The sequence below is a fragment of the Pseudomonas fulva NBRC 16637 = DSM 17717 genome (genome assembly GCF_000730565.1).
In the GTDB taxonomy this organism is placed as follows: domain Bacteria; phylum Pseudomonadota; class Gammaproteobacteria; order Pseudomonadales; family Pseudomonadaceae; genus Aquipseudomonas; species Aquipseudomonas fulva.
The window spans coordinates 1-11,493 of sequence record NZ_BBIQ01000033.1 but is presented as its reverse complement, the minus strand read 5'-3'; the positions used below and the strand labels follow the sequence as shown (position 1 = coordinate 11,493).

Below are 11,493 nucleotides of genomic sequence, written 5' to 3'. Positions count from 1 at the left end.
CCATGCCGAAACATCGCTTGTGTAGAACTGGCGTCCCCTAGGGGACTCGAACCCCTGTTACCGCCGTGAAAGGGCGGTGTCCTAGGCCACTAGACGAAGGGGACGAACCTTCTTACCTTCAAGAACGTGCTGCTAGTGCCCGTTCTACGTGTCAGCCATTGGCTGACAACAGGAATTTGGTGGAGCTAAGCGGGATCGAACCGCTGACCTCCTGCATGCCATGCAGGCGCTCTCCCAGCTGAGCTATAGCCCCACAGAGTCACGCTGAACCGATACGCTGGCTGGGTGCCTGGCGTTTCGTTTATGTTCATCGCTGTGGACGGGGCGCATATTAAGATCCAGGTGCAGGCCTGTCAAACTAAATCTTCAAAAAAACCAAAAGTTTTTTCACAGATAACAATCACTTACCGCCCTGCCCCGCAATATCGGTTTATCGGGCGGGCCAGACCAGCCTGCAACGCTGGATCCACTGCACACGGCAGCGGCCGACCGTCGTGGGAACGACGGCCTGCCCGCCTGCCTCATCTCAAGCGATGGTAGCCAGCTGCTTTTCCCATTCCTTGTTTTCTTTCTTGGAAACACCGCCCAGCAAATCCAAGGCCTGACGCAGACGATAGCGGGTCAGGTCAGGGCCGAGGATTTCCATGGCATCGAGCACCGACACCGAGCTTGCCTGCCCGGTGATGGCGGCGAACATCAAGGGCATGGCGTCACGCAGCTTCAGTTCCAATGCATCGACCACGCTCTGAATGCAACCGGTGATGCGCTCTTTTTCCCACTGACGCAGGCTCTCAAGCTTCCACAGGATCAACTGCAGGACCTGGCGCACCTGATCGGCCGACAATTTCTTGCTTTCGAACAGCTTGGCGTCAAGCTTCAGTGCGCCTTCGAAGAAGAACCCGCCCAAAGGCACCACCTGGCTGAACGTTTCAACCCGGCCCTGCACATGCGGCGCGATTTTCATCATGTAGTCGCTGTTGAACGCCCATTTCTGCAGGCGCTGGGCAAAGGCTTCCACAGGGAGCTCACGCAGCCATTGGCCGTTGAGCCAGGAGAGCTTCTCGATGTCGAAGATCGGCCCGCCCAGCGAAACGCGGGACAGGTCGAAGTGCTCGACCATTTCGGCCAGCGAGAACTTCTCGCGCTCATCTGGCATGGACCAGCCCATCCGGCCCAGGTAGTTGAGCATGGCTTCGGGCATGAAGCCCATGCGCTCGTAGAACGTCACCGACGTCGGGTTCTTGCGTTTGGAAAGCTTGGACTTGTCCGGGTTGCGCAGCAGGGGCATGTAGCACAGCTTGGGTTGTTCCCAACCGAAGTACTCGTACAACTTGATCAACTTGGGCGCCGACGGCAACCACTCTTCACCGCGCAGTACGTGGGTGATGCCCATCAGGTGATCGTCGACCACGTTGGCCAGGAAGTACGTGGGCAGGCCATCGTTTTTCATCAACACCTGCATGTCCATGCGATCCCACGGGATCTCCACGTCACCGCGCAATATGTCCGGCACCACGCACACGCCCTCGGCGGGCACTTTCATGCGGATTACATGGGGCTCGCCTGCGTCCAGCCGGCGTTGCACTTCGTCGGCACTCAGCAGCAACGCTCGCCCATCGTAACGAGGCGTCTCGCCGCGGGCCTGCTGTTCGGCGCGCATCTGCTCCAGCTCCTCGGCGGTGCAGAAGCAATAGAACGCATGGCCGGCGTCGACCAGCTGCTTGGCGTACTGGGCATAGATTTCACCACGCTCACTCTGCCGATACGGACCATGTGGGCCACCCACGTCCGGGCCCTCGTTCCATTCGATGCCCAGCCAACGCAACGCATCGAAGATCTGCTGCTCGGACTCGCGCGTGGAGCGCAGCTGATCGGTGTCCTCGATGCGCAGGATGAACTCGCCGCCGTGCTGTTTGGCGAAGCAGTAGTTGAACAGGGCGATGTAGGCGGTGCCGACATGGGGGTCGCCGGTAGGCGATGGCGCGATACGCGTGCGTACGGTGGTCATGGGAGTCTCGAACGAAAGATGAAACAAAGCCTCGATGTTAGCAGGTGGCAGGCACCGGGCTCCAGCGATGCGGTGAACCTGAGCTGGCCCCCCATGATGCCGAGCCCACGGTAGGCCATACCGTGGGTGGCTTGGGTGCAGCGCGGTCTCGCCTGATCGATGCGCTGTGAATGCCGACCGCCAGGCATCAACTTGCGATCAGGCGATCTCGCAACTGGGTGATCTCGTCACGCAACTGGGCGGCGGCTTCGAATTCCAGGTCACGGGCGTATTGCATCATCTTGTCTTCGAGCTGCTTGATGCGTTTGGTGATTTCGCCTGGGGTGCGCAACTCGGCCTCGTAACGCGCGCTCTCCTCTGCCGCCTTGGCCATCCCCTTGCGTTTCTTGCTGCGAGCGCCCGGGACGGTCGCACCTTCAAGGATATCGGTGATGTCCTTGACCACGCTTTTGGGCACGATACCGTGCGCTTCGTTGAAGGCGATCTGCTTTTCTCGACGTCGCTCGGTCTCGTCAATGGCCCGCTGCATCGAACCGGTTATGGCGTCGGCATATAGAATCGCCCGACCATTGAGGTTACGCGCAGCCCGGCCAATCGTCTGGATCAGCGAACGCTCGGAGCGCAGGAAGCCTTCCTTGTCCGCATCGAGGATGGCGACCAGCGAAACCTCGGGCATGTCCAGGCCTTCGCGCAACAGGTTGATGCCGACCAGGACATCGAACGTGCCCAGGCGCAAGTCGCGGATGATCTCGACCCGCTCCACGGTGTCGATGTCAGAGTGCAGGTATCGCACCCGTACATCATGGTCTGCCAGGTAATCGGTCAAGTCCTCGGACATGCGCTTGGTCAAGGTGGTGGCCAGCACCCGCTCGCCCAGGGCCACGCGCTTGCGGATCTCCGAGAGCAGGTCATCTACCTGGGTCAGCGCAGGGCGTATTTCGATCTGCGGGTCGACCAGGCCAGTGGGACGCACCACCTGCTCGACGACGCGCCCAGCATGCGCCTCTTCATAAGGGCCGGGCGTGGCGGACACGAAGATGGTCTGCGGGCTGACGCTCTCCCATTCGTCGAAGCGCATGGGGCGGTTGTCCAGCGCCGACGGTAGACGAAACCCGTACTCCACCAGCGTTTCCTTGCGTGAGCGGTCCCCTTTGTACATGGCGCCCACCTGGGGAACGCTGACGTGCGACTCATCGATGACCAGCAGTGCGTCGGCGGGCAGATAGTCATACAGCGTAGGTGGGGGCGCACCGGCAGGACGACCGGACAAGTAGCGAGAGTAGTTTTCGATACCGTTGCAGTAACCCAGCTCCATGATCATTTCCAGGTCAAAGCGGGTACGCTGCTCAAGACGCTGAGCCTCCACGAGCTTGTTGGCCTTGTGCAGGTACTCAAGCCGGTCGGCCAACTCTTCCTTGATACCCTCAACCGCCTGAAGCAGCGTTTCTCGCGGCGTCACGTAGTGGCTCTTGGGGTAGAACGTGAACCTTGGCAACTTGCGCAGGATTTCGCCTGTCAGCGGATCGAACGCGGCAATGTTTTCCACCTCGTCGTCGAACAGCTCGACGCGTATGGCTTCAAGGTCCGATTCGGCCGGGTAGATGTCGATGACATCCCCACGCACTCGGAAGGTGGCACGGGCGAAATCCATTTCATTGCGGGTGTACTGCAAGTCGGCCAGTCGGCGTAGCAACGCGCGCTGGTCGAGCTTGTCGCCACGGTCGATGTGCAACACCATCTTGAGGTAGGTTTCAGGACTGCCCAGGCCATAGATGCAGGACACGGTGGTGACGATGATCGCATCGCGCCGCTCGAGCAGCGCCTTGGTCGCCGAAAGGCGCATCTGCTCGATATGGTCGTTGATCGAGGCATCCTTCTCGATGAAGGTGTCCGATGAGGGCACATAGGCTTCGGGTTGATAGTAGTCGTAGTAGGAAACGAAGTACTCCACCGCATTGTTGGGGAAGAATGCCTTGAACTCGCCGTACAACTGCGCCGCCAGCGTCTTGTTCGGTGCCAGGACCAACGTGGGGCGCTGCACCTGCTGGATGACGTTGGCGATGCTGAAGGTCTTGCCAGAGCCGGTCACCCCCAGCAGAGTCTGGTGCGCCAACCCCGCCTCGATGCCCTCGACCATTTGCCGAATGGCCTCTGGTTGATCGCCTGCTGGCTGGAACCGGGTAACGAGCTGGAACTCGGACATGTCGAACCTCGCGGTGCTGCACTGTAAATTTAGCCAGTAGTCTATACCCAAATGGGCACGCCGGGGGACGCTTTGAAGGCCCAACGGTGACCCCGTGTTACGGTGGACAGGGCAAAGGCCGCAAGGGTCGAAAATTTTTTGCGCAAATAGTCGTAAAAGCGGCGTCGCAGTGTCGCCGTGACCGTACCGGATCACTATACTGACTCCCCGTTTGTGCCCCGCTTCAGTGCATTCGGCTGGAGCGGATACCTCCCCTTACACTCCTATCCGAGCCAAGGTAACAATGAGCCTGTTTTCCGCTGTCGAGCTGGCACCCCGCGACCCCATCCTGGGCCTCAACGAAGCATTCAATGCCGACCCACGCACCGACAAGGTGAACCTGGGGGTGGGCGTCTACTGCAATGAGGAAGGCCGCATTCCGCTGCTGCGGGCTGTGATCGAAGCCGAGACCCAGCGTGCCGCCCAGCATGCCTCGCGTGGCTACCTGCCGATCGACGGCATCGCGACCTATGACCAAGCGGTGCAGAAACTGCTGTTCGGTGCCCAGTCCCCGTTGCTGTCCGATGGCCGGGTTGTGACTGTCCAGGCAGTGGGCGGTACGGGCGCACTGAAGATCGGCGCCGACTTCCTCAAGCGTGTATCCCCCGAGGCCGTGGTAGCCATCAGCGACCCGAGCTGGGAAAACCACCGTGCGCTGTTCGAATCAGCGGGCTTCCCGGTTCATACCTATCGGTACTATGACGCCCCGACCAACGGCGTCAATCGGGCAGGCATGCTCGAAGACCTCGAGGCGTTGCCCGCAGGCTCCATCGTCGTGTTGCATGCCTGCTGCCATAACCCGACCGGGGTGGACCTGGACCTGGAAGACTGGAAGAACGTCCTGCAAGTGGTCAAGACCAAAGGTCATGTGCCCTTCCTGGACATGGCCTACCAGGGCTTTGGAGACGGCATCGACGAGGACGCCTTTGCCGTACGCCTGTTTGCCGAGTCGGGCCTTGAGTTCTTCGTCTCCAGCTCGTTCTCCAAATCGTTCTCCTTGTACGGTGAGCGCGTGGGCGCCCTGTCGATCGTGACGGCCTCCAAAGACGAAAGCACGCGCGTGCTGTCCCAGGTCAAGCGGGTTATTCGTACCACCTACTCCAACCCCCCCACCCATGGCGCCACCATCGTGGCGACGGTGCTCAACAGCGCAGAGCTGCGGCAGATGTGGGAAACCGAGCTGGCAGAAATGCGCGAGCGCATTCATGGCATGCGCAAGCAGATGGTCGAGTTGCTGGCTCATTACGGTGCCAAGCGCGACTTCAGCTTCGTGGGTCGCCAGGTCGGCATGTTCTCCTACTCGGGCCTGACCGTGGAGCAAGTGGCTCGGCTGAAGAACGAGTTCGGCATCTACGCGCTGGACACTGGCCGCATAGCCGTGGCTGCGCTGAACCAGAACAATATCCACGTCGTGACCAAAGCCATCGTTGAAGTGCTGTAACTGATTGATTTCGCAGGGGTGACTTGACTTACCCCTGCTGTTGAGTAAGATACGTGCACATTCCGCGATAGCTCAGTCGGTAGAGCAAATGACTGTTAATCATTGGGTCCCTGGTTCGAGTCCAGGTCGCGGAGCCAGATAATCAAGATCCTTCACAGGGTTTTGAAAATAATCCAAAAACGCCGCTTTGAGGGATGTTGTCAAACAGACATACCCAAAGCGGCTTTTTTGTGCCCGCTGTGGATATGCCCGTGTCTTTTGCCCAGGTCAGTGCTCATCGCATGATCCGCATGGCATGGGTGCCGTTCAGGCGCTCCATGAGGCGTAGGCCAAATGCACGCCTCCCGCGCATCGACTCATCTCGTCAGCACATACTGCAACCCATGATGCTCCAGCAGGGTACGTATCTCTCGCAGGCTTGCTAGCCGTCGCTCACTGACCCATGGCCACTCGGGCCGCTGGATATAAAAACGTTCACCTTCCTGGACGATGGGCGTGTACACCAACCCACCCGTGCGGCTGCGATGCACCAACTGCAACTGGCCATCGGTGCTCTCGAACGTGAATGCACCGTTATGCTTGAGCATGGCCGCCACTTCCTCACCGACCGGCTTCGCCGCTTTAATCGGTACTTGCAGGCGAAGATCGCTTTTGACCCGGCGTACCTCCATGACGTAATCAATGGCCGCCAGCCCAGGGTCGGCACCGATACCGCCGGGCATACCTACCTCAATGTCCTCGACGCGCAAACTGATTGCGCCCTGAAGTTCGCTTACGCCGCGCACGCCTTCAAAGTCGCTGGCGTGGCTATTTCCCACCAGCGCAACCCACCGGCTTGGGCCTCGGACCGCCTGGTCCGCCTCGATGATTTCATGGGCGTAGAAGTTCATCATTTGCTGCCTGATCACCGCCGATGGCGGGTTGTCCCAGGCCTGGCGGTAGCTGGCCATGCAGTCGATGGACTGGATACGGATGCCGGACTTCTGCGCCGCAATCAGCACGTTGCGAAACGAGTAGCGGCCTGCCAGATCGACCCCATGACCTTCATCCAGATTATTCACATAGGTGCTCAACCGGGCGGGCATCTTGCCCGAGCATTTGAACACATCAAGGTCGGCCTGATGAAAGTCGGTCATGAAATGCTCCAGGTAGAGCACCTTGATCTTTTCGCGCTTGAGCAGAGGCATGTTGTCTATCAGAAACTGCTTGCTGCCCAGCCCTGAATGGCTTTCACCGATGACCAGCCCTTCACTGTTCTGGTAGAGGCTGCGGATGATCAGCTTGGCACTGGCGTCACGAGGCATAGCCGTTATTGCGGGCCGCGCGGGCGGTATGACATTTTCAAGATAGGCAACGGCGTCGGTGGCAAGTGCGTCGCGGCTGGCACGGAATGCCTGGTAGCTCGCTTCTACCTGAGCATCGGAGCTGCTCATGATTCCACTTAGCGCGCGTTCATCTACCGGGGCATTGGCGGCATGCTCAAGCAGAGGACGGGTTTCATGCGGAATCTCGTAGGGCATTTCGGGCAGGGCCTGCACAGCAGCTGCGTTGCTTGGCCGCCCCCAGGCCCCAAGCAACTTGCGTGGCAATCCGCCACCCTGCAAGCCTGAGCGCTATAGAGGTTGCCACTGGCCGTCCGCTGTCATATGGATGGGCACGTTGCGATAGAACGAGTACGGATTCTGCGGGTCGATGACCACCCAGCCGCCCATCTGCTGCACATAACGGACCTCGAAGGGTTGCTGGTCAATCAGCGCATAGAACTTGCCATCCTGCAGATAGATACCCTCCTGCCCGCCACTCCCAGACTGGGCGCTGAGGATGATGTTGGTTTCAAAAGGTGCCAGCAGGTCTTCATGGCCAACCGGGCGGAACGGCTCAGGGACCCAGGCTTCAATTTCGGCGGGTGTCGCCGGGGCCGCCTCTTCTTGCTCAACGGCCAGGGTGCTGCCCTCAGGCACCTGTGGATCAATCAGCGTTTCCTCGGCGCCTGCACCTACGGCACCGGCTAGCATGGCGGCGTTGAACAAGGTGTCGATGGCCGCCAAGATCGCGCCGGTCACACCGGCCTGCCGCTCGCTCGTGGTATGACCGTTGACAGCCTGGTCGATGTTCAGCCCCATATCGGCAAGCCCTGCGCCGATCACAGCCAGTGCGATCGGCCAGTCGACAGCTGCCATGGGCCCTGCTACTTGGCCGAACGCCTTGAGATAGCCGATCCACAGCTGTTTGCGCAGGTCCGCGTTGCTGCGCAGGGCGAACTGTGCGTCGTCGGTCATGCGCTGGCGCGCGGCGTCGCGCAGGTGACTGAACGCATCGCCCGGCAGGGTGGCATCGAGCTGATTGAGGCACTCGTGATCATCACCGCCCCAATTGAAGAACAGTAGATCGATCAGGTGATTGAGGCCAAGGCGATCATCTTTTTGGGCACGGCTGGACAACGGAAAGTGCGCCACGAAGCGCGCCCGGTTTTCGGCTTCGTTGGTATTGTTCAACACCCACCAGTAGAGGTCCTTACGCGTTGGGAAAAGATGCAGTGCGTCCGTTTCACCTGGGGTGTACAGCAGTTGCGAACCATCCTCCAGCACAATGCGCAGAAAGTCGCTCGCAATGTGCCCGCCAATGTCGAAGGTACACACGCGATAACCCGCGGCCGGCGGTACAACCGCCTGAAGTTGCTCCAACGTGGGTGATGCAATATCAAGACCTGTCAGCGCAGTGGCGACGCGGCGAACATGCTGGTCCAGCGCCGTGCTGCTGTCGGCCGCGCAAATTTCGATCACCTTGGCGAGGAAGTTGACTTTCGCCAGTACACGATAGTGCTCAGCATGTTCTTGCCAAAACGCCTGAAGCCGATGGTGAAATTGGGTACTGAAGTCGATTTGCCAGAAATCCTCGAGCACAGCCTGGGGCTCCAGACGGATCTCATTGTGCTCGTCATAAAAACCGGGGCCAGGGCCATTACTGTAAAAGCCGGTCAGGTAACTGAGCAGGTCGCTGTTATCCTGGTCATGGACGTCGAAACGGTGCATGACCAACTGCGGCAGTGTGAAGGATTGGACAGGCGGGTCCAGGTGCTGCCACCCACTGAAGGTGCGAGGGCTGCTCTGGGCGGTTTCGAAACGGTTGAGGTAGACCTGGTCAGGGTCAAGGTGTGACAAGTTGTGTTTGCTCAACAACCCAACAGCTGTGTCGCGGGCCAACTGGCGCATATCAGGACAGGCTGCTACAAGTGGAGCAGCGATGGCGCGTAGCTGGGATTCGACGGGTGGGGTCAGAATCTGCAGGCCCATGGCGAGGTTCCTCACGGTGTAAAGCCGTGAGGTTGAGCCATTACCGTGCGTTTTGAGCGCTAGTTATCAACCACCTTCCACACGGTCTTCATGCCCCAGTGAAGTGCGGTGAAGCGTGACTCAGGGATAATCCACCTGCCCTATGGGATAGAACTCACCCCGGCTCCACACGCCCAACCATTGCTGATCTGCGATTTGCCGCGCAACGGCCAACTCGACCAGCTGATAGAAGACATTACGGTGAATCAACGCCTCAAGATTGCTGCGCATCAGCACATAAGGCGAAGGCGCCTGGGTGACGGGGTCAGTCACCACCCGCAGCGGATGGTCAGGCCCTGCCTCGACCTGATCATCCACATTGTTGGTGAAGCGTAACACCTGCTGCTCCCCCTCCCCCGTCACTTCCAGGGCCACGGCAACGAACGGTGCATCGTCGACTTTGATGCCGACCTTCTCGACTGGCGTTACCAGAAAGTAATCATCACCGTCGCGGCGGATGATCGAAGAAAAGAGCTTCACCATCGGCTTGCGGCCGATAGGCGTGCCCAAGTAATACCACGTTCCGTCCCGTGCGATACGCATGTCGATGTTGCCGCAGAAATCGGGATTCCAGAGGTGCACAGGCGGCAAGCCCTTGGACGTTGGAAGCTGTGTCAGCAGGTCATTGGCCTTGCCCGTCTCATTCATCGCAGTGCCTCATCGACTCATGCCAAGAAGGCTACGAGCGTACTCGCGCATGGGCGCAGCAAGCAAATCCCTGGGCGTCTGGTCGTGGAACGTCAACAAACCGCCACGGCTTTTGATACGGACCGTGTCTATCAGGTAGCGGGTACTGGTTTCGATGAGCATCATCTGTACCACGCCGCTATCCCAACCCAGTCGGTCCACGGCCTGTTCGTCGTACCACTCGTCCCCATTGCCAATGCGGTCATCGGTACGAGCGAAACGGGTATAGAGCACGTAATCGGCCCCAAATGAGCGTGCCTGCGCAATGGCCTCTTCCAGGCCCAGCGGTGCCTCGGCACGGCGTAGCATCGGGAAATACTCAACGAAGCTTTTGAAGGCCTCTTCGGCCACCGCATTCTGCTGCGGGACCGGGCCTTTACCGGGCGGCACGAATGCACCTTGCCCAATGAAGATAAAGGAATCGGGCTGCAGTCGGATCGACAGCGTACGACGGGTATCGCTGTGATCCAGCAGGCCGGCATCGCTCATGTGGTAGCGAACACCTTCCCCCATATCACTTACTTTCATGCACCCGCCCAACGCCGCAAGCGTCAGCACCAAGACCAGGCTCCGCATCATTCCTCCAAGGGCCGGCGTCAAAAAAGCCGGCGAATGGCTGACGAATGCAGCTTTTGCGCCAGTTTTGGGTTGGCCACACGCTTGGGCCGGTGCTGACTCAGCTGGCTGGGTCGGGGTCGCGCTTGCGTTTGTTGCCCATGCGTACGCCGATGTCCATCAGGAACTGGAAGAAGCCTTCTTGATCTTCCAGCACATTGCTCCAGAACGGGGAGTGATAGAGCGCTACCGCCCCATGGACCAATGCCCAGGCGGCACAATAGTGGAAATAAGGGGGTACATCTTCAAGCTTGCCCTCACTGATGCGGCCTTTGATCAGTTGCGTGAGGCGGTCGAAGTTGGAGGCGCGAATGCTATGCAGTTGCTCGACCATTTCCGGCACTTGGTTACCCTTGACTACCTTCTCTTCCAGACGATCGAAGAGCCTGTAGCGTTGCGGGTCGCGCATGCGAAATTCGAAGTAGGCACGAGACAGGGCTTCCTTGTCGCGGTCTACATCGGCCGAATGCAGAAGCTCATTGAGGTCGCGCTCGTAGTCGAGCATCAGGCGCAAGTAGATCTCTGCCTTGGACTTGAAATGCTTGTAGATCGTGCCTTTGCCGATACCCACGGCGTCGGCGATCATTTCGACGGTGACGCTGTCCTCGCCTTGCTCGAGGAACAGCTTGAGTGCGGTGTCTAGGATTTCCTGTTCGCGACGGCGAAACTCACGGACCTTACGAGGTTCTTTCTGCATGGGAAGGACTGGCTGACGATCGAAGCGGATTATTATGCCTAACTTGCGCGAAATTGCACGGATCATCCGTGGTCACCTCTGTTTTCGGTGGTGTGCGGGTGATCCTGATCGTTGGCAGCCTGGCCTGGAGTATTCCAAATCTGTTTAAAAAACGATCAATTTTGCCTGGCATTGTGCGTAGCCTGGGCAATACTCAAGGGGTCGGCGCGGCGCATCCCCCCGAGTGACGCGGCGATAAAGGTACTCAGGGACCGCGTACCTTTGTTCTACTCCTAATGGTCTTAACCCGGATTCCCCCCCAGAAGCCGGGTTTTTTTTGAGGGGGGGTTGGGCGGCTAGCGTAAAGCAGATCCCCGCGACCCCCACGCTACCGTTCAGCTCTTGCTCTTGCTCTTGCTCTTGCTCTTGCTCTTGCTCTTGCTCTTGCTCTTGCTCTTGATCTTGATCTTGATCTTGATCTTGATCTTGATC

The 11,493-nt window shown here is 59.1% G+C and carries 9 protein-coding genes and 3 tRNA genes; 3 read left to right on the top strand and 9 right to left on the bottom strand.

Going from position 1 to position 11,493, the window contains the following annotated elements; translation table 11 throughout:
• Positions 1-28: 28 nt before the first annotated feature.
• The 4 genes from PFU01S_RS21220 to uvrB all read right to left on the bottom strand — a co-directional run bounded on the left by PFU01S_RS21220 (position 29) and on the right by uvrB (position 4,211).
• Positions 29-104: transfer RNA gene (locus PFU01S_RS21220), tRNA-Glu, on the bottom strand.
• Positions 105-177: 73 nt separating this feature from the next.
• Positions 178-253: transfer RNA gene (locus PFU01S_RS21215), tRNA-Ala, on the bottom strand.
• A gap of 273 nt (positions 254-526) precedes the next feature.
• On the bottom strand, positions 527-2,008 hold the full coding sequence (gltX, locus tag PFU01S_RS21210; RefSeq protein ID WP_028688128.1) for a glutamate--tRNA ligase: 1,482 nt from the start codon (positions 2,006-2,008) through the stop codon (positions 527-529).
• 187 nt (positions 2,009-2,195) lie between these two features.
• On the bottom strand, positions 2,196-4,211 hold the full coding sequence (gene uvrB / locus PFU01S_RS21205; RefSeq protein WP_023535858.1) for an excinuclease ABC subunit UvrB: 2,016 nt from the start codon (positions 4,209-4,211) through the stop codon (positions 2,196-2,198).
• 283 nt (positions 4,212-4,494) lie between these two features.
• On the opposite strand from uvrB, the gene PFU01S_RS21200 reads away from it, so the two are divergent.
• Both PFU01S_RS21200 and PFU01S_RS21195 read left to right on the top strand, forming a co-directional pair.
• Positions 4,495-5,691, top strand: a complete 1,197-nt coding sequence (locus tag PFU01S_RS21200; protein ID WP_028688127.1) for an amino acid aminotransferase — start codon at positions 4,495-4,497, stop codon at positions 5,689-5,691.
• Positions 5,692-5,752: 61 nt separating this feature from the next.
• Positions 5,753-5,828: transfer RNA gene (locus PFU01S_RS21195), tRNA-Asn, on the top strand.
• Between the two features lie 219 nt (positions 5,829-6,047).
• On the opposite strand, the gene PFU01S_RS21475 is transcribed toward PFU01S_RS21195, so the two are convergent.
• The 5 genes from PFU01S_RS21475 to PFU01S_RS21175 form a co-directional block, all read right to left on the bottom strand.
• On the bottom strand, positions 6,048-7,211 hold the full coding sequence (locus tag PFU01S_RS21475) for a membrane-targeted effector domain-containing toxin (RefSeq protein ID WP_154665225.1): 1,164 nt from the start codon (positions 7,209-7,211) through the stop codon (positions 6,048-6,050).
• Positions 7,212-7,304: 93 nt separating this feature from the next.
• Positions 7,305-8,984 (bottom strand): dermonecrotic toxin domain-containing protein, encoded by a 1,680-nt coding sequence (locus tag PFU01S_RS21470; protein ID WP_050438018.1) that lies wholly within the window; start codon positions 8,982-8,984, stop codon positions 7,305-7,307.
• A 120-nt stretch (positions 8,985-9,104) separates the two neighbouring features.
• Complete coding sequence (locus PFU01S_RS21185) at positions 9,105-9,671, bottom strand: DUF1285 domain-containing protein (protein WP_028688126.1); 567 nt, start codon at positions 9,669-9,671, stop codon at positions 9,105-9,107.
• 9 nt (positions 9,672-9,680) lie between these two features.
• Positions 9,681-10,286 carry a DUF4823 domain-containing protein gene (locus PFU01S_RS21180; protein ID WP_028688125.1) on the bottom strand — a complete coding sequence of 202 codons (606 nt, stop codon included), beginning with the start codon at positions 10,284-10,286 and terminating at the stop codon, positions 9,681-9,683.
• A 100-nt stretch (positions 10,287-10,386) separates the two neighbouring features.
• Positions 10,387-11,022, bottom strand: a complete 636-nt coding sequence (locus PFU01S_RS21175) for a TetR/AcrR family transcriptional regulator (protein WP_023535859.1) — start codon at positions 11,020-11,022, stop codon at positions 10,387-10,389.
• Positions 11,023-11,090: 68 nt separating this feature from the next.
• Between PFU01S_RS21175 and PFU01S_RS22285 the strand changes: the two genes are divergently transcribed.
• The gene (locus tag PFU01S_RS22285) at positions 11,091-11,249 is read left to right on the top strand and encodes a hypothetical protein (RefSeq protein ID WP_154665224.1); all 159 of its coding nucleotides are present in this window, start codon (positions 11,091-11,093) and stop codon (positions 11,247-11,249) included.
• Positions 11,250-11,493 lie beyond the last annotated feature (244 nt).

Excerpts from the sequence above, each read along its gene's own strand:
- PFU01S_RS21475 (WP_154665225.1), bottom strand. The coding sequence starts at position 7,211 with ATGCCCTACGAGATTCCGCATGAAACCCGTCCTCTGCTTGAGCATGCC.
- PFU01S_RS21200 (WP_028688127.1), top strand. The coding sequence starts at position 4,495 with ATGAGCCTGTTTTCCGCTGTCGAGCTGGCACCCCGCGACCCCATCCTG.
- PFU01S_RS21185 (WP_028688126.1), bottom strand. The coding sequence starts at position 9,671 with ATGAATGAGACGGGCAAGGCCAATGACCTGCTGACACAGCTTCCAACG.
- PFU01S_RS21175 (WP_023535859.1), bottom strand. The coding sequence starts at position 11,022 with ATGCAGAAAGAACCTCGTAAGGTCCGTGAGTTTCGCCGTCGCGAACAG.
- PFU01S_RS21470 (WP_050438018.1), bottom strand. The coding sequence starts at position 8,984 with ATGGGCCTGCAGATTCTGACCCCACCCGTCGAATCCCAGCTACGCGCC.
- uvrB (WP_023535858.1), bottom strand. The coding sequence starts at position 4,211 with ATGTCCGAGTTCCAGCTCGTTACCCGGTTCCAGCCAGCAGGCGATCAA.
- gltX (WP_028688128.1), bottom strand. The coding sequence starts at position 2,008 with ATGACCACCGTACGCACGCGTATCGCGCCATCGCCTACCGGCGACCCC.
- PFU01S_RS21180 (WP_028688125.1), bottom strand. The coding sequence starts at position 10,286 with ATGCGGAGCCTGGTCTTGGTGCTGACGCTTGCGGCGTTGGGCGGGTGC.